This is a genomic window from Streptomyces sp. NPDC004539 (assembly GCF_040610055.1).
Lineage (GTDB): Bacteria > Actinomycetota > Actinomycetes > Streptomycetales > Streptomycetaceae > Streptomyces.
Window position 1 is genome coordinate 177289 of the sequence record NZ_JBEXLS010000009.1, and the last position, 21732, is coordinate 199020.

General features: G+C 70.7%; 17 protein-coding genes. 9 read left to right on the forward strand and 8 right to left on the reverse strand.

What is annotated here, in order from left to right; translation table 11 throughout:
* Positions 1–95: 95 nt before the first annotated feature.
* The 3 genes from ABZX85_RS20760 to ABZX85_RS20770 are packed head-to-tail and all read right to left on the reverse strand — an operon-like array spanning position 96 to position 4185.
* Positions 96–857, reverse strand: a complete 762-nt coding sequence (locus ABZX85_RS20760) for an SDR family oxidoreductase (protein WP_355870380.1) — start codon at positions 855–857, stop codon at positions 96–98.
* Complete coding sequence (locus ABZX85_RS20765; protein ID WP_355870383.1) at positions 854–2389, reverse strand: hypothetical protein; 1536 nt, start codon at positions 2387–2389, stop codon at positions 854–856. Before ABZX85_RS20765 ends, ABZX85_RS20760 begins: the two co-directional genes overlap by 4 nt.
* A complete protein-coding gene (locus ABZX85_RS20770; RefSeq protein ID WP_355870386.1) occupies positions 2386–4185 on the reverse strand; it encodes an NAD(P)/FAD-dependent oxidoreductase in 1800 nt (599 codons plus the stop codon). Before ABZX85_RS20770 ends, ABZX85_RS20765 begins: the two co-directional genes overlap by 4 nt.
* Before the next feature lie 197 nt (positions 4186–4382).
* Here ABZX85_RS20770 and ABZX85_RS20775 point away from each other — a divergent pair, with 197 nt between their 5' ends.
* The 3 genes from ABZX85_RS20775 (at position 4383) to ABZX85_RS20785 (ending at position 7105) form a co-directional block, all read left to right on the forward strand.
* Complete coding sequence (locus tag ABZX85_RS20775; RefSeq protein ID WP_355870389.1) at positions 4383–5843, forward strand: family 43 glycosylhydrolase; 1461 nt, start codon at positions 4383–4385, stop codon at positions 5841–5843.
* A 157-nt stretch (positions 5844–6000) separates the two neighbouring features.
* Positions 6001–6462 carry a hypothetical protein gene (locus tag ABZX85_RS20780; RefSeq protein ID WP_355870392.1) on the forward strand — a complete coding sequence of 154 codons (462 nt, stop codon included), beginning with the start codon at positions 6001–6003 and terminating at the stop codon, positions 6460–6462.
* 190 nt (positions 6463–6652) lie between these two features.
* Positions 6653–7105: a hypothetical protein gene (locus ABZX85_RS20785; protein WP_355870394.1), complete on the forward strand. Its 453-nt coding sequence runs from the start codon at positions 6653–6655 to the stop codon at positions 7103–7105.
* 62 nt (positions 7106–7167) lie between these two features.
* Here the strand turns inward: ABZX85_RS20785 and ABZX85_RS20790 are convergent, their stop codons facing one another.
* Positions 7168–8391 (reverse strand): family 1 glycosylhydrolase, encoded by a 1224-nt coding sequence (locus ABZX85_RS20790; RefSeq protein ID WP_355870397.1) that lies wholly within the window; start codon positions 8389–8391, stop codon positions 7168–7170.
* Positions 8392–8519: 128 nt separating this feature from the next.
* Between ABZX85_RS20790 and ABZX85_RS20795 the strand changes: the two genes are divergently transcribed.
* The 3 genes from ABZX85_RS20795 to ABZX85_RS20805 all read left to right on the forward strand — a co-directional run bounded on the left by ABZX85_RS20795 (position 8520) and on the right by ABZX85_RS20805 (position 11666).
* Positions 8520–9986, forward strand: a complete 1467-nt coding sequence (locus tag ABZX85_RS20795; protein ID WP_355870400.1) for an MFS transporter — start codon at positions 8520–8522, stop codon at positions 9984–9986.
* 347 nt (positions 9987–10333) lie between these two features.
* Positions 10334–11305, forward strand: a complete 972-nt coding sequence (locus tag ABZX85_RS20800; RefSeq protein ID WP_355870403.1) for an alpha/beta hydrolase — start codon at positions 10334–10336, stop codon at positions 11303–11305.
* 100 nt (positions 11306–11405) lie between these two features.
* Positions 11406–11666 (forward strand): hypothetical protein, encoded by a 261-nt coding sequence (locus ABZX85_RS20805; RefSeq protein WP_355870406.1) that lies wholly within the window; start codon positions 11406–11408, stop codon positions 11664–11666.
* A 38-nt stretch (positions 11667–11704) separates the two neighbouring features.
* On the opposite strand, the gene ABZX85_RS20810 is transcribed toward ABZX85_RS20805, so the two are convergent.
* The 4 genes from ABZX85_RS20810 to ABZX85_RS20825 all read right to left on the reverse strand — a co-directional run bounded on the left by ABZX85_RS20810 (position 11705) and on the right by ABZX85_RS20825 (position 18104).
* A complete protein-coding gene (locus ABZX85_RS20810; RefSeq protein ID WP_355870409.1) occupies positions 11705–12619 on the reverse strand; it encodes an alpha/beta hydrolase fold domain-containing protein in 915 nt (304 codons plus the stop codon).
* A gap of 16 nt (positions 12620–12635) precedes the next feature.
* Positions 12636–13262, reverse strand: coding sequence for a helix-turn-helix domain-containing protein (locus ABZX85_RS20815; protein ID WP_355870412.1), 627 nt, complete (start codon positions 13260–13262; stop codon positions 12636–12638).
* Between the two features lie 328 nt (positions 13263–13590).
* Positions 13591–15660 (reverse strand): hypothetical protein, encoded by a 2070-nt coding sequence (locus ABZX85_RS20820; protein ID WP_355870415.1) that lies wholly within the window; start codon positions 15658–15660, stop codon positions 13591–13593.
* Positions 15661–15662: 2 nt separating this feature from the next.
* A complete protein-coding gene (locus ABZX85_RS20825) occupies positions 15663–18104 on the reverse strand; it encodes a glycoside hydrolase family 2 TIM barrel-domain containing protein (protein ID WP_355870418.1) in 2442 nt (813 codons plus the stop codon).
* Positions 18105–18359: 255 nt separating this feature from the next.
* Here ABZX85_RS20825 and ABZX85_RS20830 point away from each other — a divergent pair, with 255 nt between their 5' ends.
* The 3 genes from ABZX85_RS20830 to ABZX85_RS20840 all read left to right on the forward strand — a co-directional run bounded on the left by ABZX85_RS20830 (position 18360) and on the right by ABZX85_RS20840 (position 21294).
* The gene (locus tag ABZX85_RS20830; protein WP_355870421.1) at positions 18360–18752 is read left to right on the forward strand and encodes a VOC family protein; all 393 of its coding nucleotides are present in this window, start codon (positions 18360–18362) and stop codon (positions 18750–18752) included.
* A gap of 395 nt (positions 18753–19147) precedes the next feature.
* Positions 19148–19624: a hypothetical protein gene (locus ABZX85_RS20835; RefSeq protein WP_355870423.1), complete on the forward strand. Its 477-nt coding sequence runs from the start codon at positions 19148–19150 to the stop codon at positions 19622–19624.
* Positions 19625–20658: 1034 nt separating this feature from the next.
* Positions 20659–21294, forward strand: a complete 636-nt coding sequence (locus tag ABZX85_RS20840) for a hypothetical protein (protein WP_355870425.1) — start codon at positions 20659–20661, stop codon at positions 21292–21294.
* Positions 21295–21732: the final 438 nt, after the last annotated feature.

Genomic DNA, 21732 nt, shown 5'->3' on the forward strand with positions numbered 1-21732 from the left:
GGGGGCCGGCGGACCAGCCCCCGAACACGCTTTTGTTCAGGCCGACTTCAGGCGGCGGACCACGGCCGGCTTCAGGCGGCGGACCACCGGCGTTCTCAGACGGCGGCCCACGCGTCGTCGACCGGCAGCACCGCCCCGTTGACGAACGAGGACGCGTCGGACGCCAGGAACACGATCGCCTCGGCCTGCTCCTCGGCCGACCCCCGCCGCCCGATCGTCGCGCCGATCAACGGCCCGATGACGAACGGGCCTTGGGCGTCCGGCCCGGCCTCCACCTGGATGTTCGTGGCCGTCGGCCCCGGCGCGATCGCGTTGGCCCGAATCCCCTGCCCCCGGTACATGACGGCGAGGCTCTTCACCAGCCCGACCACCCCGTGCTTGGCGGCGGTGTACGCCGCCCCCGCCGCACTCCCCTTGAGCGACGCCTCGGACGCGGTGAACACGATCGACCCGCGCTTCGCGGCCAGCATGTACGGCAGCGCGGCCCGCGTCAGCAGGAACGGCGCCGTCAGATTGATCCGCAGGACCCGCTCCCACTCGGCGTCCCCGGTCTCCCCAAGCGCCGACATCCGGTCCATGATCCCGGCGTTGTTGACGAGCACGTCGAGCCGCCCGAACGCGCCGACGGCCCGCTCGACGACCTCGTCGACGACCGCCTGCTCGCTCAAGTCACCCACGACGGCGAGGGAGTTGCCGCCCGCCGCCGCGATCTCCTCGACGACGGCCTTCGCGCCGACCGGGTCGAGGTCGGCGATCAGCACGCGCGCGCCGAGGGCCGCGAACTTCAGCGCCGTCGCCCGGCCTATCCCGGACGCGGCGCCGGTGACGATGACACCGTGGTCTTCGAAAGTGTTCATGTGGTGGTGCGCTGCCTTTCCGCAGTGGGGTTCAACCGCCGTACGGTTCCTTCGCCGTTGGCGGAGAGCAGGAGGGTGCCGTCGGGGGCGACGGCGAGGCCCGCGAAGGGGCGGGGGGAGCCGGTCATGCCGTGGGTGAAGAGGGCGGGCGGGTCCGGTGACGGGGCGGTGACGGGCAAGTCGTCGGCCTCGGTGCGCCGTTCACCGGTCGTGAGGTCGACGGAGGTGAGGCGGCGAGGCCCGGTCTCGACGGTGAACAGACGGTTCCCGAGGACCGCGAGCCCCTGCGGCGCGTCCAGCCCGTCGGCGACGGTCACTTCCGTGCCGTCCGCCTCGATCCGTACGACCACCCCGGCGCGGTCGTCGCTGACGAGGCAGCGGCCCTCGGTGTCGAAGGCGACGTCCACGGGGTGGTCGAGGCCCTCGGCGAGGACGGTGAGCGTGTCCCCGTCGTCGAGCGTGACGACCCGTCCGGCGCCCGACTCGGCGACGACGATCGTCCCGTCGGGGGCGACGGTGATGCCCGTCGGTTCGGCAAGTCCCTTCGCCCGTACGGTGGTCGTGCCGGCGTCGGGGTCGTACGTGTGGATCTCGCCGTACTGGCTGGTCAGGTGGAGGAGGCCGGCCGCGTTGGTGATGCCGTGGGCGAAGGGCGGCAGGAGGTGGCGGGTGCGGGCGGCGGCGTCGGTGATCCGGTAGTGGTCGGCCGCGTGGACCCGGCCGCCGAGGTCGACGGTCACGCCGTAGGGTCCGGCCAGGCCCCGGGGGACGAGGTCGCGGGTGCGGCCGTCGGGGAGGAGTTCGGTGACGCCGCCGGCCGCGTAGCTGGAGACGTACATGCGGTTCTCGGTGTCGAACGCGGCGTTGTCCAGGGCGGTGAGGCCGGTGGTGAGCAGGGTGCGGGTGCCGTCCGCGGCGATCCGGGTGACGTACCCTTCGGGGCCGCGTGAGAGGACGTACAGGGTGCCGCCCCGGTCGAAGCGGACGGCGACCGGCTGGTGGACGTCCTCCGCGACCAACTCGGGTGTCCCGCCATCGGGTTCGATCCGCCAGACCTGACCGGTCAGCATGTGCGGGTAGTACAGCCGCCCGTCGGGTCCGGCCTGCATGGCGTTGCCGAGGGCGAGTCCTTCGGTGAGGACGGCCGACTCGCCGCCGTCCGGGGCGAGTTCGAGGAGGCGTCCGCCGGGCCGCATCTCGTTGACGAAGAGCCGGTCCCCGACGCAGGTGATCCCGTTGGGCACCTTCACCTCGTCCGAGACGACCTCGAACTCCCCCCGGGGAGTGCGCTTCCACACCAGGTTCGGCACCAGGTCCGCGATGTACATCGCCCCGTCCGCCCCGAACGCGAGATCGTCCGGCGCCTGGACCGGCCCGCCCTCGGGTACGACGGTCTCGATGTCGCCGGTCGCGGTGTCGACGGCGCTGATCCGCCCGGCGAGGAACTGGGCGACGTACAGCCGCCCGTCGGGCCCGAAGGCGACGCCGTTGGAACCCCGCAGCGGGCTGGGCGAGTTGAGGCGCGCGGTCACCGGACCGCCCCCATCACATCGTCCATGCCGCCCTCGGCACGCCAGCGCGCGAGGAGCCGATGGAAGGCCAACGGGCCCTCGGCGTACGCCTCTTCGCGGTCCGGGACCCGGCCCTCGTTGTTGTAGTAGCCCGGAGTGCACTCGGCGCGGAAGGAGTTGAGGCCGGGGGCGTTCTCGCGCAGGGAGGTGACCCAGGCGCGCTGGGCCGCGCGGGTGGGTTCGACGGTCCGGGCGCCCCGCCGGTCCGCCTCGGCGATCAACTCGGCGACGTGGAGGGCCTGTTCGTCGAGGATGTGGACGAAGTTGACGGAGGCGGCGTTCTGGAGCGGGCCGAGCTGGTAGAGGTTCGGGAAGCCGTGGGTGGTGAAGCCGTGCAGGGTCTCGGGGCCGTCGGCCCACGCCTCGAAGAGGTGGACGCCGTCGCGTCCGTACACGGGGAGCCGTCCGGAGAGGACGCCGGAGACGCCGGTCTCGAAGCCGGTGGCGAAGACGAGGCAGTCGACCTGGTACTCGGTGTCGCCGACGACGATCCCGGTCTCGGTGACGCGTTCGACGCCGTGGGTGTCGGCGGTGTCGACGAGGGTGACGTTCGGCCGGTTGAAGGACTGGAGGTAGGTGTCGCTGAAGGTGGGCCGCTTGCACATGTAGCGGTACCAGGGCTTGAGTTTCTCGGCGGTCTCCGGGTCCTCGACGAGGCGTTCGACGCGGGCGCGGAGCTCGGCCATCTTCGTGAAGTCGGCCGTCTCGTAGGCGCGTTCGCGTTCCTCGGCGGGGATGTCCGCGTACGCGTCGCTCGGGACGAGCTTCTCCTGGAGGCGTGCGCTGGAGGTCCAGGCGTCGGCCACCAGGTCCTCGTCCACGCGGACGCCGGTGACGACCTTGAGGAAGTTGTCCCGGCGGCCCTGATGCCAGCCGGGTTTCAGGGAGGCGGCCCAGTCGGGGTCGGTGGGGCGGTTGTCGCGGGCGTCGACGGAGAACGGGGTGCGCTGGAAGACGTACAACTCCCGGGAGTCTGCGGCGAGATGGGGGACGACCTGGATGGCGGTGGCGCCGGTGCCGACCAACGCGACGCGCTTGTCGGCGAGTTCGGTGAGGGCGCCGTGGGGGCCGCCTCCCGTGTAGGCGTAGTCCCAGCGGCTGGTGTGGAAGCTGTGCCCCTTGAAGGTCTCGATGCCGGGGATGCCCGGGAGCTTGGCCTGGCTGAGGGTGCCGGTGGCGGTGACGACGTGCCGGGCGCGGATGCGGTCGCCCCGGTCGGTGGCGACGGTCCACTCCGACTCGGCGTCGTCCCAGCGGAGTTCGGTGACGGAGGTGCCGAAGCAGGCGTCGTCGTACAGGCCGTAGTGGCGGGCGACGGTCTGCGCGTGGGCGCGGATCTCGTCGCCGGGGGCGTACCGCCAGGCGGGGACGTACCCGGTCTCCTCCAGCAGCGGCAGGTACACGTACGACTCGATGTCGCAGTGGATGCCGGGGTAGCGGTTCCAGTACCAGGTCCCGCCGAAGTCGCCGCCCTTCTCGACGATCCGTACCGACCCGACACCGGCCTGCTTCAGCCGTACGGCCGCGAGGAGTCCGCCGAAGCCGCCACCGACGATCAGCGCGTCGACCCGGTCGGCGAGGGGTTCGCGGGGTAACCCCTGCGGGGCGTAGGGGTCTTCGGCGTAGTAGCCGAACTCCCCTGCGGCCGAACGGTACTGGGCGGTGCCGTCCGGGCGGATGCGGCGGTCCCGTTCGGCCCGGTAGCGGGCCTTGAGGGTGTCGAGGTCCTCGGGGGCGAAGGGGTGGGGAGTGGGCATCGGTGTGCCGTTCCTCTCTGGGGGTGTCCGGACCGGGGCGCGATCACCCCGCACGAGCGGGGACGCGAGCGCTCAAGCGGAGTGCGAGCGCCTCCAAAATCTAGCATCACAAAATTTTGGGGACTAGAGTGAGCTCAGCCATCGACGGCGGCCCCGGCAGGTGCCCACGCCGCCGGTCCCGCAGCGAAGGGCCGCACATGCACGTCAACACCAACCCGATCGTCCCGGGCTTCCACCCCGACCCGACCGTCTGCCGCGTCGGCGACGACTACTACCTGGCGAACTCCAGCTTCGAGTACTTCCCCGGGGTGCCGGTCCTCCACAGCCGGGACCTGATCACCTGGGAGCAGATCGGCAACGCCCTCGACCGCCCGAGCCAGCTCACCGTCACCCCCGGCCGCGAGGGCGCGAGCTGCGGCGTCTACGCGCCCACGCTCCGCCATCACGACGGCGAGTTCTGGCTGGTCACCACCGCCCGCGAGGACGTCATGAAGGGCCACCTCATCGTCCGGGCCAGCGATCCGGCGGGCCCCTGGAGCGACCCCGTCCACACGACCGGCGCCATCGGCATCGACCCCGACCTCGCCTGGGACGACGACGGCACCTGCTACCTCACGTACTCGTTCCCCGGCGGCATCCACCAGGCGGTCATCGACCCCGCCACCGGCAAGCTCCTCTCCGAGCCGCGCCCGCTGTGGGCCGGCACCGGGCTCGCCCACACCGAGGGGCCGCACCTGTACCGGCGCGGCGCGTACTGGTACCTGCTGGTCGCCGAGGGCGGTACGGGTCCGGGCCACGGCGTGTGCGTCGCCCGCTCCGCCTCCCCCACCGGCCCCTGGGAGCCGCACCCCGCCAACCCGATCCTCTCCCACCGCAGCGTCGAGCACCCCGTGCAGAACGCGGGCCACGGCGATCTGGTCGAACTCCCCGACGGCACCTGGGCGATGGTCCACCTCGGCGTCCGCCCGGCCGGGTCCTTCCCCGAGTCCCACGTCAACGGCCGGGAGACGTTCCTGACGGGGGTGGACTGGGTGGACGACTGGCCGGTGGTCGTCGAGGACCGGTACGACGTGCCGCCGGCGGCGACCGCGTTCGACGACACGTTCATGGGCCCGGCGCTGCATCCCCGCTGGATCTCACCCGGCGTCGATCCCCGCGCCTTCACCGCGCTCCACCCCGACGGCCTGCGCCTCTCCCCCGGCCGCCCCGCCGACTCCCGCGACGCCGTCCGCCTCCTCGCCGTCCGCACCCGCGACGCCTCCTGGACCGCGACGACCACCGTCGTCTCCGGCGACGCGGCGCTCGTCGTACGCATCGACGACGCCCACTGGGCCGGCGTCCAGCGAGTCGGCGGGACCCTCTCCGCCCGCGCCGTCATCGGCCCCCTCGACCAGATCCTCGCCACCACCGAGAACATCCCCACCCGCTGCCCGCTCGCCGTCCGCGCCGTCGCCAACACCGAACAGTTCAGCTTCGCCAAGGGTCCCGACGACCTCCACCTCGGATACCTCGACGGCGCGGAGTTCCACACCCTGGCCACCATCGACGGCCGCTACTTCTCCACCGAGGTCGCCGGCGGGTTCACCGGGAGGGTCGTCGGGGTGGAGGCGCTGGGCGGGGAGGCGGTGGTGGGGCGGTTCGGGTACGGGCCGAACTGACGGGGGCCGGTCACGGAGCAGAACGGGCGGGCGCCTTGAGGCAAGCGGCTTGAGGCGGCCTTCGGAGGCACCGCCGAAGGCCGTCCGGTGTCCGGAGCGCCCTCACTGCCCTGCCTTTCATCGCCCTGGCAACGACTCCGCCCGCCATAATGGAGTCGTGCCCCCCAGCCCACAGCACCCCGCCCCCACCCCGAGGAACATCTCGGGCGAGGACGCCGAGGACCTCGCGCTGTACCAGGAGAAGTTCCGCCGCCGGATGCCGGATTCGCTGGACGAGTTGCACGGGCCGACGCACGGTGTCGTGGATCTGCCGCTGCACATGGCCTGGTCGGGGATGACCTCGTACGGCCTGGGCAAACCTCGCCAGCGTATGGGCCTGTACCGCACCGTCATGCACGAGGGCCTGCACGACGACCTGCCCCGTTACCTCGACGAGGACCTGCTGCTCCAGCTGTGGCCGGTACTGCGCACCCTGGTCGGGCGCACCGTGCGCACCGTCTGGGAAGACGCCTTCCCCGAGGTCGCCGGCGGGTTCACCGGGAGGGTCGTCGGGGTGGAGGCGCTGGGCGGGGAGGCGGTGGTGGGGCGGTTCGGGTACGGGCCGAACCGATCGGCGTAGATCGCCTCGTGGGGGCCGCCGGGCCCGGGCGGTGCGTCGCACACGCCGGGCCTCGGAGGCGGGCGGGGCGTTCGGGGGGGGCACGGCGCTGACGGCTTCCCGGCCCGGCGGCGAAGCCCCGACCCGACCGTACGGGGGAGCACGTTCACCCGCTCCACGCCCCTCACCGGCGCTGTGCCACCATGCCGAGGTGGCTCACGACATCGTGTTCTTCCTCGCGCCCGACGACAAGACCGCCGCCGCGACCTACCGAAAGGGACCAGGCCCGGCCTTCGAGTCGGTGACCTGCCGTTTCATCGAGCCCGACAGCGCCATGGCCGAATGGGACATGTACTTCCAGCACCCCTCGGCCGAACTCCCGCCCGTCGAGCGGCTCCTGGAGCAGCCGTGGCCGGAGTGGGTCGTCACGCCCATGAACGACGGCGTCGAGATCCTCGCTCTGCCGCAGCGGTTGACCCGGGCTTTGGCCGACGCCGGTCCCGCCGAGCTGGAGGAACTGGCGGGCCGATGGTCCGCGAGGCTCCGGGCGGCCGACGGGGACGACATGACCGACGACGATCTCCCGGCAGTCCTGAAGGGAGTCGCCCGGCTCGCGTTGTCGGCGGTGCGTACGGGTGGCGGGGTCTACAGCTGGAGCTTCTGACGGCACTCCTTCGATCGACGACTCCCAGCTTCCCCGACCCCCGTACACCGCCGCCCCCTCCCTCACCCCACCAACCCCCCACCCCTACGAGCCACACCCCCGAGCCACCCCAGACTCGGCTTCGGCGTCCTCGTGAACGTCTCCCGGTCGACACCGATCAGCCCGAACGTCGGCTCCCAGTGCCCCCACTCGTAGTTGTCCAGCGCCGACCAGTGCAGATACCCCCGCACGTCGACGCCCTCCGCGACGGCCGCGTACAGGTGCCGCAGCGCCTCGGAGGTGTAGGCGATCCGCCGTGTGTCGTCGGCGGTGGCGATCCCGTTCTCCGTCACCAGCAGCGGCACCCGCCCCTCGGTGGCGGCCCAGGCGTCCCGCAGGGCGATGCCGAGGGCGTCGGGGCGGTAGGCCCAGCCGGTGAGGGTGTTGTCGGGGTGCTCGGGGTGGGGGACGACGCCGTGTTCGTCGACGGTCTGGCTGGTGTACGACTGGACGCCGAGGAAGTCGTCGTCGCGGGCGGCGTGGTGGTACAAGTCCTCCCAGGCGTACCGGAGTTCGGTACAGCGGGCCGCAGCCTCCGCACCGGGCGCGGGGACGAGTGACTGCTGGGCGACGGACCAGCCGACCTTCGCGGAGGTCCGCGCGCGGACGACGGCGACGGCGGCCCGGTGCGCCTCGACGAGCCGTTCGCCGATCCCCGTGTCGGGCGCGGGCATCCGGACGTCCGCGCCGAGGTCGACCTCGTACCCCTCCTCCATCGCCTTGGCGTGCCCGGCCATCAGGGCGAGGATGTTGGGCTCGTTGACGGTGACGACCCACGCGACGTCGCCCAGGATCGCGCACACCTCCTCGACGTACCGGGTGAAGCGAGGGACGGCGGTGGGCCCGGTCCAGCCTCCTTCGTCCGCGAACCACGCCGGACTGCTGAAGTGGTGCAGCGTGACGACGGGTTCGAGCCCAAGCCGCCGGGCGGTGTCGATCATCCGCCGGTAGTGGGCGAGCGCGGCCCGCGAGAACTCACCGGGCACCGGCTCGACACGGGCCCACTCGACGCCGAACCGGTACGCGCCGAGCCCGGCGTCGGCGAGCAGCCGCATGTCCTCCTCGTACCGGTGATAGCTGTCGACCGCGTCCCCGCTGAGCTGGAGCCGCCCTCCGCTGCGGTGCTCCATGCGCCACCAGTCGCTGCCGGTGTTGTTGCCCTCGGTCTGGTGGGGCGACGTGGACGCGCCCCAGAGGAAGCCGTCGGGGAGGAAGCCGTCGCGGAGGGTCTGCCACTGCTCGCTCATGAACGCCACCTCAAGATCACAGAAATGTTTCGGCGTTGAAAATCTACCATTCAAAAAATTTCGGGGCTAGCCTGCGGCCAACAAGCACGAGGGCTTCACGACCCTCACGGAAAGGCCCGGGGTTCCACATGACTCTCAACGTCGACTCACCGCGTCAGGAAGACGAGGCCGGCCGGTCCGGCTTCGGCACGCGGTTCGCACTCGTCCTGATCGCACTGCTGTGGGCGTCCCAGCTGAACGGCCTCATCGGGCTGATGGGGTCGAACGCGCAGGCCGAGATCGCGATCCACTACAAGACGACCGAGATCGCCTGGTTCAGCCAGATCGGTCTGCTGATCGGGGTCTTCTCGACCCCGTTCATCGTGAAATGCGCGGGCATGTTCGGGAAGAAGCGGCTGCTGGTCGTCATCACGACGCTCGGTCTCGTCGGTGACCTGGTCGCCGCGCTCTCCACGAACTTCGCGACGCTCCTGACGGGCCGCGCGATCGCCGGTTTCTACGGCCCCTCGCTCGCGTTGGTCTACGCGCTCGCCCGGGACGTGTTCCCGCCCAAGCTCGTCGGCCCCGCCAGCGGTTTCCTGGGCGGCGGCATGGGCGTCCTCGCGCTGGGCGGCCCGTTCCTGTCCGGCTGGATACTCGACGACTTCGGCTTCCGGGGCGTCCTGTGGTTCATGGTGATCGCGACCGGGATCAGCCTGCTGGCGCTGCTGTTCGTCGTCCCCGAGAGCAAGGTGCGCGAGCCGCGCACCCCGGTCGACTGGGTCGGCGGCGTCCTGCTCGGCGGCGGTCTCTCCTCGGTCGTGTACGGCGTCGGCAAGGGCGAGGAGTGGGGCTGGACCAGCGGGCAGACCCTCGGGTTCATCGGGTGCGGGCTGGTGTCCGTCGTCGTCTTCGTCTTCGTCGAGCGCAAGGTCGCGCACCCCATGTTCCCGATCACCCTCCTCGGCCGGCGCCGGGTCTGGTCGACGTTCCTCGTCACGGGGCTGGCGATGGGCGCGGTCTTCGCGCAGGGCATCGTCATGAACCTGCTCGTCCTCATGCCGAAGATCCCGGGCATGTCCGACGGGCTCGGCTGGACGGCCACGAAGAACGCGTGGGTGAGCGCACCCGGCAGCGTCCTGCTCATCACGACCTCCGTGGTGACCGGCATCGTCGCCCGGCGCCTCGACACCCGCGTGCTGTTCGCGGTCGGCGGCTCCCTGGTCGCCGTCGGGGTCGCCCTCATCTCGCAGTACCACCACTCCGTCGGCCAGCTCATGGGCTTCGGCCTCATCAGCGCCCTCGGCATGGGCATCCTCGTCGCCCTCGTCCCCATCATGATCATCGAGTCCGTGCGGCCCGAGGAACAGGCCCTGGGCAACGGGGCGCAGAACATGATGCAGGGTGTCCTGCAAGGGGTCCTCACGCAGATCGCGTTCGTGATCGTCGCCAAGAACAGCAACCTCGTCCAGGGCACCGCGTTCTACGTCGACGACAGCTACACCAAGGGCTTCCTGCTCTTCGCCGGGGTGATCGCGGTCGCCACACTCCTGGTCGCCGTCGTCCCCAAGGCGAAGCGCCTGGACGAGGCGGAGGTGGGCCAGGCGGCGGCCTGACCGCCGAACACGCGGTCCGGGGCACCTCCCCGCCCCGGACCGCACCTGCGCGCTCGCGTCTGCGGGGCGCGGAGTACGGGGCGCGGGGTACGACGACGAGTCGCCAGCCTCTGCGGGCGACCGCCGGGGAGCGCACCCGGGAAGGTCCCGGCCGGTGCCGTACTCCTTCCTGAGAACGCCCTCGCCGGCCCCCGCACTCCCGAGGACACCTCCGCCGGCTCCCCTACGTCCGAGAACGCCCCCGCCGGCCCCGTACCCCGAACGCCCCGCCGGTCCCCGTACCCCCGAGAGCGCCCCCGCCGGCGCGAGAACACCCCCCGCCCACCCCGTACTCCCGAGGACCGCCTGTGCCCACCCCCGCCGACCACCCGCCCCTCCGTCTCCCCGCCCGCGACATCCCCGTCCCCACCTCCGTCAGCCCCGAGGCGCGGGCCATGCTCGCCCGCCCGTCGAACGCCTCCCCCAACTACCCCGCCCTTGACGACACCCCCGCCTGGCGGGCCCGCGCCGAGGCGCAGGACCGGCAGATGTGGGCGATCCTGGAGACCCCGGTGTCCCTGATGCCGGTGGACGTGACGCGGCGGCGGATCGACGGCGGTCCGGACGTGTACGTCGCCACCCCGCACGAGCCCGACGAGGCCGCCCCCGTCCACCTCTACCTGCACGGCGGCGGCTTCACCACGGGCGGCGGGGACTGCTGCCGGGGGCTCGGCGTCGTCATGGCGGACCGGTACAAGGCCCCCACCTGGGCCGTCGACTACCGCATGCCACCGGACCACACCTACCCGACGCCCCTGGACGACTGCCTCGCCGCCTACCGCGAACTCCTGCGCCACCACGGCCCCGAGGACATCGTCGTGAGCGGCGAATCGGCCGGCGGGAACCTCGCCGCGGCCCTCCTCCTCCGCGCCCGCGACGAGGGCCTCCCCCTCCCCGCCGCCGCCCTCCTCTTCACCCCGGAGGTCGACCTCACCGAGTCCGGCGACTCCTTCCACACGAACCTGGGCCTCGACCCGGTACTCCCCCGCAGCCTGATGCCCGCGAACCTGCTCTACTCAGCCGGCCACGACCTCCAACACCCCTACCTCTCCCCCCTGTTCGGCGACTTCTCCCAGGGCTTCCCACCCACCCTCATCACCGCCGGCACCCGCGACCTCTTCCTCTCCAACGCCGTCCGCCTCCACCGCGCCCTCCGCAACGCGGGCATCCACGCCGAACTCCACATCATGGAAGCGGCCCCACACGGCGGCTTCTTCGGCATCACCCCGGAGGACCGGGAGATCGAGGGGGAGGCTCGGCGGTTCATGCGGCGACGCTGAACACCGGGAGGGCCCCGGCGCTCGCGCTGCCGGGGCCCTCGTATACGAAACTCACTCAATGTTCAGCCTCGTTCGCCGGCTCGCGCCTACCATCGGCCCTATGAACGACACCGAGACCATCGTGTGGGATCTCATCGGCTGGGAGGGCGACGACGTCGAGGCTCATGTCACCTGCCTCACCCGGGTCGAGATCGAGAGCGTGAAGGACCTCTTTCCCGAGCGGAGGGACGACGATCTCCTTCAGGCCGCCGTCTACCCGGTACCGCCCGCGCTGTATCCGGCGATGCGAAGTGCCCTTCCGCGCCTGGAGTTTCGTGAGGGGCTGGAGTACCAGGTCGGCGGGTACCGGCTGTCGGTCTGAAGTTGCCGCGTACGCGCGTCAGTTGGCCTCGCGGCTCCTCAACCGGTCAGCGTCTCCGCGAAGAAGTCCAGTGACCGGTCGACTTCCTTGAGTGTCGGGGTCCGGTTGAGGTGGCCGTGGAGCATTCCGGTGGCGAGGTAGGTGCGTACAGGGACGTCCGTCTCCGCGAGTTGGAGGGCGAGGAGGTCGCCGGAGGGGCGGAGGTCGTCGTACTCGGAGAGGACGACCGCGGTGTCGGGGAGGCCGGAGAGGTCGGCGGCGCCGGGCATGGCTTCCGGAGGGAGGTTCGTGAGGCGGCCGACGTAGTTGCGGACCATGTGCTCGATGCCGGCGGTCGGGAAGCGCAGGAGGGGCGGCAACTCCCGCATGACGGCGGCGGTTTCGTCGTCCAGGGCGGGGGTCGGGAAGTGGACGAAGGGGTAGGCGAGGAGCAGCGCGGACGGCCGGGGCCCGTCGCCGTCGCGCACCCGCAGGGCCGTGGAGAGCGCCAGCGCCGCGCCCGCGCTGGCGCCGCCGAGGGCGAGCGGCCCGTCGTACGTCTCGGCGAACCACCGCCAGGCCGCGTGCGCGTCGTCGACCGGGACGGGGAAGCGGACGCCGTCCACCGCCAGCCGGTAGTCGACGGACACCACCGACGCGTGGGCGCGGACGGCGAGTTCGGCGGAGACGAGGTGGGCCTCGGGCATGTCCAGATCACCGCCCATGAAACCGCCGCCGTGCAGCCAGAGCAGCGCGCGGCGGGGCTCAGCGGGGGTGTAGACGCGTACGGGGACGTCGCCGTGCGGGCCGGGGACCGTGCGGTCGGTCACCTCGACGCCGGGCATGCTCCACTCGCCCGGGTCGCGGAAGAACTCCCCGAGCCGGTTCATGGCCTCGGGGTCGGTCTGGGCGTCCTCCCAGCTCAGGCCGGACAGGAGGTGGGTCTTCCCGGCGAGGAACGGGTCGAGGGGCATGGCGGCTCCAGAGGGCTCAGTCGGTGGTCGGCTGGGGTGCGAGCAGCCGCGCGAAGGTCTCCGCGATGGCGGCGATGTCGACGGTCGGGTCGTGCATCCACTGGATCTGGAGGCCGTCGAGGACCGCGAGGAGCGCGCGGGCGAGGTGGGCGGCGTTTTCGTCGGTGCGCAGGTCGCCGGTGTCCTGTTGGTGCTCGAAGTCCTGGGTGACCTCGGTGGCGAGGGTGCGGTAGCGGTCGCGGAAGTAGGCGTGCGCGGGGCTGTCGGGGTCGGTGGCCGCCGCGGACAGCGTGACGTACAGCTTGGCGAGTCCGGGGTGTTCGGTGGTGTGCCGGGCGCTGCCGACCATGCCGTCGACCATCGAACCGCCCTCGGGCGGCCCGGCGGACGTCTTGCCGACGACGTCCCGGCGTTCCAGCACCGCGAGGAGCAGGTCGTCGCGGGTCGGGAAGTAGTACGTCAGCGCGGGCTGCGTCACACCGACCCGGTCGGCGATGTCCTGGAGGGAGGCGCGCTCCCCGTGCTCGTCGATCGCCTCGTACGCGGCCTGGAGGATCTGCTCCCGCCGCTCCGCGCTCTTGCGGTAGGGGCCACGCGGCTTGCGCTGGTTGGTCACTCGGGGGCCCTTTCGCTGCTCCGTCATTCGACAGACCGTACTTCACCTTGTGGGACGGTCCGTGCGGGTGCGGGGGGTGACGGTGGAGCAGGTCCGTGGGGGTGCGGTGGGGTGGGTCCGTGCGGGTGCGAAGGGGTGGGCGCTCACCGGGCGGGCAGGTCGCCCACCCCATCGCGGTAGAACCGGCCGCCGGTGTGTCAGGGCACCGGCGGCCGGCCGTTCTCGGGGAGAGACTCGGGGCCGGGGCTTCGGGGTACGGGGGCGCGGCGGCTCAGGGCCGGCCCCTTCAGTGCGGCGACTCAAGGCCGGCCTCTTCAGCCCGGCGGCTCAAAGCCGGCCCCTCCGGCCCGGCGGCTCAGGGCCAGACCGTGAACCCCTCGTGCCTCACCCGCCAGCTCCCGTCCGCCGGGAAGCCCGGACTGTCCGTGCCGGCTCCCTCCCAGCCCGCCGCCATCAGCGAGACCGCCGCGAGGAGCCCTCCGTTGGCCGAGTTGTACAGCGGCAGGAGGCTGCCGAACTGGGGGTTGTGGCCGACGGCCGAGTACGTGTTCTTCGCCGTGTCCATCAGCAGCGCGTCCACGGCGAGTTCGGGCCGCCCGAGGCGCGTCGCGGTCATCGCCAGCACGGGGAAGTCCCAGCCCCAGGCGGTCTCCCACTGCCAGTCGTCGAGGACGTCGAGGAGGGTCGCCGCCATCACGTCCGCGTCGATCAACGGGGTGCCGGGTACGACGCCGAGGGCGGCCAGCAGCGAGGGGTGGTCGTCGCGGCGCAGGTACGGCTCGGTGGCGACGGCCGTGTAGCGGTCGCCGTCCCGGTGGGGCAGGGCCAGGTTGTCCTGGATGTGCTGCCGTCGTTTGTCGCGCTCCAGTCCGAGGCGTTCGCGCCAGCGCTGGGCGATCTCCAACCCCCACCACCAGTAGGCGAGTTCGAAGGTCGGGTCCTCGGTGGTGCGGGCGTCGTAGAACTCCTGGGCGGGCATGACGGGCGAGGGCAGGTGGAAGACGCCGTCGCGTTCCTCGACGAAGGAGGCCATGAACGCCGCCGTCTCGTCGACGAGTTCGGCGAACCGGGTGACCAACTCGGCGTCGGGCCGGGCCCGGTGGATCAGCTCCAGGAGGTAGAGGGGGTGCGGTTGCTGCCAGACGAGGAGGGCACCGATGTCGGAGGGGCTCTCCCGGCCGTCGGGGCCGACGTGTTTGGGCCAGCGGGCGCCCTCGTAACTCTGCCGGCGGGCGGTCTCCCGGGCGGAGTCGAGGATCGACAGGTACCAGTCCATGCTGCGGGCGAGGAGTTCGGGCCGGCCCCATGCAGGGAAGTGGGCGCCGTGCCACCAGTGCATCTCCAGGTGGAACTTCCCGAACCAGGAGTTGGCGACGAGCCCCGACTCCTGCGGCGGCAGCTCACCCGAACTGTTCACTGCTGTGAGGTACTGCGACAGGACGACACGCCGCTCCAGCTCGGCCGCGCGGGGGTCGGTGGAGCCGGTGAAGTCGATCGCGGCACCGGTGGTCCAGAAGTCACGCCACCAGGTGGTGGACGCGTCGACGACGGACGCGAAGTCGGTGGTACCGGGTCGGCCGTCGGGGGCGAACGTGGCCACCAACTCCAGTGTCCTGGAGGGGGTGTTGAGCCGGAACGTGTGCGGCGCGTCCTCAGCCTTCAGCTCGCCGTCGGTCCAGTCGAGGCGTACGGAGTATGACGTGTCGTCAAGTGTGCGCCGGATGAGGGCCGTTCGCGGGCCGTCACTGTCGACCACGGACGTGTGCCTCTCGGGCGAGGTCCAGTCGGACGTCTGGAAGAAGCCGTCACTCGCGTACGGGAACTTCAGGGAGACTCCGACGCGGCCGTCCGCCAGCAGGTCCGACTCGATCCGGAAGGCGACGCGGGAGTGGTGGGGGTCGGCGACCGTGGTGACGGTGACCTCCGCACCCTCGTACGTGAACGTGCTGGTGACGACTCCGGTCCACAAGTCGAGGCGCTGGCGCGGGTGTTGGAGCGCGGCGGGGTCGGCGCCGAGGGTGAGTCCGATGCGGCCGAGGTCGAGGCGCTGGGGGTTGGCGTGCAGCCAGGCACCGGCGCGGAACTCCTCCGCCGGTTCAACGCTCATCATCGACGCCATGTCGAACTTGTCGGGGTAGCGGACGGGGCCGCGCGGGGTGTCGTACACGGTCATCGCGTCGTCGAGGACGAAGCCGTCGGGGTTGGGCATCTCGTGCCAACCCCAGGTGGAGAGCGTCGCGTTGTGGACGGCGAGGCGCTGTTCGGCGAAGGCGGCGCCCTGGTCGTGATAGTCAGGGAAGGACTGCATGCCGGTGATGTCGGCGCTGTAGGCGAAGTCGCCGTTGCCGACGGTCAGGACGTGCGCGGGGTCGGGGCTGGTCAGTTCGACGGTGTGCCGGCGTACGAGGGCCTCGCGGTCGATCATGGTCACTGCTCCTCGGCGGTCACGACGACGCTCACCGGTTCGCAGTCCGGCGCGGTCGCGGTGAGGTGGATCTTGCCGGGGCCGGTCGGGCGCAGGATCGCCAGCGCGCGGCCCTCGTGGGTGAGGCGTTCGGTGACGCCGAACGGTGTCTCGGTCCAGGGGTCGGCGCTGCCCAGGGCGATCAACTCCCCTGCCCCGCCGACCTCCACGCTCACTCTGCGGTCGGCGGCGGGGTGCGGGGTGCCGTGCGCGTCGGTGAGGGTGAGGGTGACGTACGCGAGGTCGCCGCCCGCCGTACGTATCGTCTCGCGGTCGGCCTGGGCGGTGAGCCGGAGCGGGCCGTTGGCCCAGGTGAGGCTGGTGCGGCCGGTCTCGACGCCGTCCCGGTAGGCGACGGCGACCAGTTCGCCGGGGACGTACACGATCTCGAACTCGGTGCGGAAGCGGTGTGCCTCGCCGGTGGGGCGGCGGCCGAACGAGTTGCCGTTGCCGAGGAGTTCGACCTCGTCGGCGTCGGAGTACACCTCGACGGTGACCGGCGCGGCCTCGGAGCCGGGCCAGGTCCAGCTCGCGAGGCTGTCGCTCCAGGCCCACGGCGATCCCGTCCACTGCTTGCCGTGGTACTCGGGCCGCCGGACCGCGATGTACGGCTCGGCGCGCAGGCCGAAGACGATCTCGCGGTAGTAGGAGGCGGGTCTGCGGTGCCCGGTGATGTCGATGTCGCCGCAGCCCGCGACGAGGTAGGGGTACGGGGCGTTGTGTCCCGGGGCGTCGCTGTCGGCGTACTGGGGCCTGCCGACGCCGACTTCGCCGAGGTAGTCCCAGCCGGTCCAGGTGAAGTCGCCCAGGACGTGCGGGAGTTCGCGGACCAGCCGCCAGTTGCCGTCGATGCGTGTCGGGAACGTCTCCGTGCCCAACACCAGCCGGTTGGGGAAGAGTTCGCGGTCGAGCGCGTACCGGGCCTCGGCGTAGTTGAGGCCGGCGACGTCGAGGACGGCGAACGACTCGGCCGTCCGCTCGGTGACCAGTTCGGAAGCGCTGATCGCGTTCATCGCGTCACCGGCGTCCGCCATCAGCGTGTTGATGCCGGCGCCGTCCTCCGCGGCCTGCTCCAGGGCCTGTTGCTGGAGGGCGCCCAGCTCGGACATGACGGCGAGCATGCCGTTCACGGCGTTGGTGACGTACCGCGTCGGGTCGAGCGCGCGCACCTTCTCGGCGAGCCTGCGCCCCCACGCGGCCCCGAACGGCGAGCCGGTCTCGGGTATCTCGTTGCCGATCGAGTACATGATGACGCTCGGATGGTTGACGTCCTTCGCCACCATCGCCTCAATGTCCCGCTCCCACCACTCAGGGAAGTTCAGGCTGTAGTCGAACTCGCTCTTCCCGCCCGTCCACACGTCGAACGCCTCGTCGACGACCAGCATCCCCAGCCGGTCGCAAGCGTCGAGCATCGCCCTGCTCATCGGGTGGTGCGACATCCGTACGGCGTTGAACCCGGCCTCCTTGAGGATCTCGATCCGCCGCTCCTCAGCACGGCCGTAAGTCGCCGCACCCAAGGGCCCGTTGTCGTGATGGACGCACGCGCCGCGCAGTTTGACGCCCTCGCCGTTGATCCGCAGCCCGCGCCGCGGATCGAGTCGCAGAGTCCGGACGCCGAAGGTGACGGTCTCCTCGTCCACGTCCCCGAGGGCCACGTGGCAGGTGTACAGCGCCGGGGACGCGGGGCTCCAGAGGGCGGGGTCGGACACGTACAGCCGCTGTCGTACGGTGGCCCTGTCGCCCGGCAGGACGGTCACCCGCGAGGTGTCGCTCGCGACGGTCTCCCCCGCGCCGTCACGAATCCCGGTGACGACCGGGACCGTACGGACCTCGATCGAATCGTTGACGACCCGGGTGACGACCTCGACGACCGCGCGTTCCCCGTCCACGTCGGGCGTCGTGACCGTGACCCCCTCGGGCTCGATCCGCAGCACCTCGCCGACGACGAGCCACGTGTCCCGATAGATCCCGGCGCCCGTGTACCAGCGGGCGTCCTTGTGCGCCCGCGCCTCGACGCGGATCTCGTTCTCCTCGCCGAACCTCAGATACCGGTCGGCGTCGATCCTGAACTGCGAGTAGCCGTACGGCCGTTGCCCCGCATAGTCACCGTTGAGAAAAACAACAGCATCCCGATAAACCCCCTCGAACTCGACCAGCACCCTCCTCCCCCGCCACTCCTCCGGCACCACGAACGTCTTCCGGTACTCGAAGACCCCACCCGGGAAGTACGCCCCCGCCGCCCCCTCCATCGTCACCTCACCCTCCGGTTCGGTGCGCCAGCGGTCGAGCATCGCGTCGTGCGGGACCGTCACCGGGGTGAACGGGACTGACTGACCGGCGAGTTCGGCGAAGGGGTTGACCTTCGGGCGGACCTGCCAGCCGTCGTTGAAGGACGTGCGGAACATGGGGACTCCAGGGAGTTGTCGGCTCGCCTCCAAAATCTATCACTACTAAATTTCTAGAGCCAGGGGTGATGTCGCCTTCGGCCGGGGCGGGCGTCGACCTTCGCTCACTGTCCGTGGCCGGGCGGGCGCGCATCACCTGCCGCCGCGGCGGGTGGCCTCTCGACGGGCCGCGCCCTACGGGCCGTGCCCTGGTCGGGGACCGTGCGGGAGACCCTCCGAGTGGCGCTCAAGGTCGTTTTCCGCGAGGCTCACGCCATGGTCTCGGTATTGCAGAACGTGGCGATCGACTGCGCGAACTCCTATGAACTGGCCCAGTTCTGGAGCAAGGTGACGGGCCGCCCCCTCCACCCGGACGACCGTCCCGGCGACCCGGAAGTCCAAGTCCTCCTCCCCGAAGGCCCCGTCCTCCACTTCAACCAGGTCCCCGACCCCAAAACCACCAAGAACCGCCTCCACCTCTGCCTCCGCCCCGACACCCCCCGCGACCACGAGGTCCAACGCCTCCTCACCCTCGGCGCCACCCTCCTCACCGACCGCCGCAACCCCGACGGCTCGGGCTGGGCAGTCCTCTCGGACCCCGAGGGCAATGAGTTCTGTGTGCTGCGTAGTGCGGCGGAGCGGGCTGCCATGGAGTCGGCGGGTCAATGACTCGGCGCTCGGCAGGGGGGCTCGGCCCGACGCCGCCGAGCGTCTCGACTCCGCCTGCGCCGAGAGGACAGCGGCAGCCCCGTGGGCCCAGCGGAGTTCGTCGACGAACGGCTCGCGGTCCGAGGAGTGCTCGTCCTCGCCACGGTCGTCGATGTCCTCCGCCGTTCCCGCGCCGCGAAGCCCTCCCCCTGGCCACCCGGTCCGCCGGAACAGGTGCCGTCTCTCGGAGGCTTCCTCGTACACGACTCCGCCGTCCAGCTCTTGGGGATTGCGCGGCGCACGACGGTCAGCAGCTTGCCGAGGGGGCGGGCTCAGCCTGGTGAACGGAGCTGTCCAGGACGGTTTCGATGGTGTGGTCACATCAGCCGCTCCAAGAGCGTCTCATCGGAACCGTCGTGACTGTCGTGACTGTCGTGACTGTCGGCGCATCGAGCCAGACTTGGTGGATGGAGATGAATGGCCCGTGGTCACTGACAGTCGCATGGGACTGGGTGGAGGAGGTCGCGCGGTACGCCGACGCCAGTGTGCGAGGCACCGACTCGTGGGTTCCTCCTGTCGAAGAGGAGCTGGTGCTGGCCGCCAGGGCGAGCGCGTTGAGCCAGTGGTATCCGTTCACCAGCCACAACTACCTTCGGTTCGTGGACAGACCGACGTTCTGGATGCCTGGCGCACAGGACAATGCCAACGAGTTGGCGGGGTCCATCTCCTTCGGCACCGACGGCGCGGACAACCGTCCCGTCTTCCGGGTCTGGAGCGGCCTCCTTCTCAGGAAGCCCGATCCCGTACTCGTACTCGCCACTCCGAACGCTGTCGAGGCCGTGGACGCGCTGGTGGGGCTACTACCGGCTCACGATGCGGAGAGCCGTCCGTAGTCGGGACGGCTTTGGGGGAATCGAACCCGGCACCGGAAAGGCGCCGACCTGCAACTTCATCGACGAGCCAGGGCAAAGTGCGTCCGTTTCCATGCCGCTTGAGTCCCCCTCGAACCAACTCGACCCTCAAGGCGTAACCATCGGTGGGCACGCCCCTCAGCGCGTTCACATTCGCCAAGGCAGCATCGCTCGGGTCGCGAATCAGACGACACCTCAGCCTTGAGCTGAGGCCGGAATCTGCGAGTTCCGACAGCACCTTGCTGATGAATGCCACGGACGCCGAGGAGCATCTGAACTTCGCCCAGCAAACATCCACCCTGGCGCCCGGCAGACCGGCCCGAACTCCCGCCCATGCGAGTTGGAGGACGCAGCCCAAGCCCTCCACTCAACGAGCCCCGACGCCAGCATCAGATCCACGTCCCGCCGGGCCCCCGAAACACCCCATGACAACCAGCGGCAATCCGTACGATTGGCATCCCGACACCGGGGAAACGAATGCCCTTCACACCCCTGACCAGCCAGCATATGAACCAAAGCGGCCGACGCGCCGCATCACCAACACAAGCACCTCCCGACTCCCTCTTTCAGCAAGCCGCCATCCAGTGACCGCAATGTCCGTTTCTCTACAAGTAACGGAAAACAACCCACCGGCCAGAAAAAGCCCGAGCTCACGCGCGGTGGTCCCCGCGCACGCGGGAGTGTTCCCCTACGCCGACCTGCTGGCTCCACACGCCGACGGTGGTCCCCGCGCACGCGGGGCCACGTAGTCCCCACGGTGCCGCCCTGCGCAGCTGTGCAGTGAGACTCCCACCCGACTCCGCCCGCGAACAGACAGACTGCCCGCGCGCTTCTCACCCGACTCTCTACACGAACGACCCGCATGTGATCGGAGGTCAACTTCTTTGATCTCCATGGACGTTGAGTCACCAACGGTGGAAACATGGTCCCGCCTCAACACAGTTTGAGCGCGCGCCCCTACTCACCTGAGTACACGTACTCAAGTCAAAGCTGCGCCCGACTCGAAGACTTGGCGCATGAAACAACTCTCCGCCTCGGCCGACACCACCACCCGCTCCCCCCGCCACCCGCACCTCATGCTTGCGATGGCAGCACTGGCCGCCCTGGCTCTCACCGCCTGCGGCACCGAGCAGGCGAAAGCCGACCGATCGCAAAGCAGACCCGCCGGCATCGCCGAGGCTCAGCCCGCGACGGCCTTCACGGAGATGCTGAAAAAAGTTGCGCAGCAGTGCCCTGCGAGCGCTCCTCCGGAGGCCCCGCCGAGCGGTCCGGCGGAGATGTCGTCCACTGCGGAGACACCGCCGAGCGACGCGATCGAACCGATCGCCCCCACGGCGGGCCCGGAGGTGGAGCTGAACGCTCGCGACTGGTGCGCGGGCAATCTCCACGAGGAGCGCATCGCCCAAGCGCTCTGGAACCTGGCGGAGCCCACCCCCACCAAAGTCAGGGCGATCCTGAACGACCTCGGCTACATCGACGAACGCATCCACGATCTCAAGCAGTCCGGTAAGATCACGCGGTTCTTCCTCGACCTCCGCGACCAGGGCGGACGCCTCTGCCTGGACGGCTCGGCGGCCGGGGAGGAGACCGTCGTCGACAAGTGCGTAGCCCCCGTGACCGGCCCGTTCACGCCGGGAGAACGGAAAGCGTGACGACCGGCTTCGGTCGCCCCGCCCGAATGACAGCGCCAGGAAGCGCCGTCACTGTCGCACCGCCGCCACCTTCAACTGGAGCCCCACGACAACCACACCTGCGCCATCCACGATCATCACCGGGATACTGGTCGCCCATACCGATCAGGCGCGCATCGACGCCGAGGCCGAGGCAATGTCCCTCGCACTGATCCCGCCCCCGAAGGTCCACTAACGCAAACCGCCCACGCTCGCGATCACCGCACTCCCAGGAACACTCCCCGGGCACCTCGGCAGACCGCCGACCGCGGCGGGCACCGACGAACAAATGCGAGTTCACCGAGATTTCGGTGGATCAGCCGGTCGGCCCGCTGCGGCGTCGTCGCAGCCCGCCATCCACTGCCGGGACGGTTCCCGCCCGTCCGGTGTCTCGTACTCCGCGCACACAGTCGACTCGTC

Excerpts from the sequence above, each read along its gene's own strand:
- ABZX85_RS20810 (WP_355870409.1), bottom strand. The coding sequence starts at position 12,619 with ATGCCCCTCGACCCGTTCCTCGCCGGGAAGACCCACCTCCTGTCCGGC.
- ABZX85_RS20825 (WP_355870418.1), bottom strand. The coding sequence starts at position 18,104 with ATGTTCCGCACGTCCTTCAACGACGGCTGGCAGGTCCGCCCGAAGGTC.
- ABZX85_RS20760 (WP_355870380.1), bottom strand. The coding sequence starts at position 857 with ATGAACACTTTCGAAGACCACGGTGTCATCGTCACCGGCGCCGCGTCC.
- ABZX85_RS20820 (WP_355870415.1), bottom strand. The coding sequence starts at position 15,660 with ATGATCGACCGCGAGGCCCTCGTACGCCGGCACACCGTCGAACTGACC.
- ABZX85_RS20795 (WP_355870400.1), top strand. The coding sequence starts at position 8,520 with ATGACTCTCAACGTCGACTCACCGCGTCAGGAAGACGAGGCCGGCCGG.
- ABZX85_RS20790 (WP_355870397.1), bottom strand. The coding sequence starts at position 8,391 with ATGAGCGAGCAGTGGCAGACCCTCCGCGACGGCTTCCTCCCCGACGGC.
- ABZX85_RS20840 (WP_355870425.1), top strand. The coding sequence starts at position 20,659 with ATGAAACAACTCTCCGCCTCGGCCGACACCACCACCCGCTCCCCCCGC.
- ABZX85_RS20775 (WP_355870389.1), top strand. The coding sequence starts at position 4,383 with ATGCACGTCAACACCAACCCGATCGTCCCGGGCTTCCACCCCGACCCG.
- ABZX85_RS20805 (WP_355870406.1), top strand. The coding sequence starts at position 11,406 with ATGAACGACACCGAGACCATCGTGTGGGATCTCATCGGCTGGGAGGGC.
- ABZX85_RS20830 (WP_355870421.1), top strand. The coding sequence starts at position 18,360 with ATGGTCTCGGTATTGCAGAACGTGGCGATCGACTGCGCGAACTCCTAT.
- ABZX85_RS20815 (WP_355870412.1), bottom strand. The coding sequence starts at position 13,262 with ATGACGGAGCAGCGAAAGGGCCCCCGAGTGACCAACCAGCGCAAGCCG.
- ABZX85_RS20770 (WP_355870386.1), bottom strand. The coding sequence starts at position 4,185 with ATGCCCACTCCCCACCCCTTCGCCCCCGAGGACCTCGACACCCTCAAG.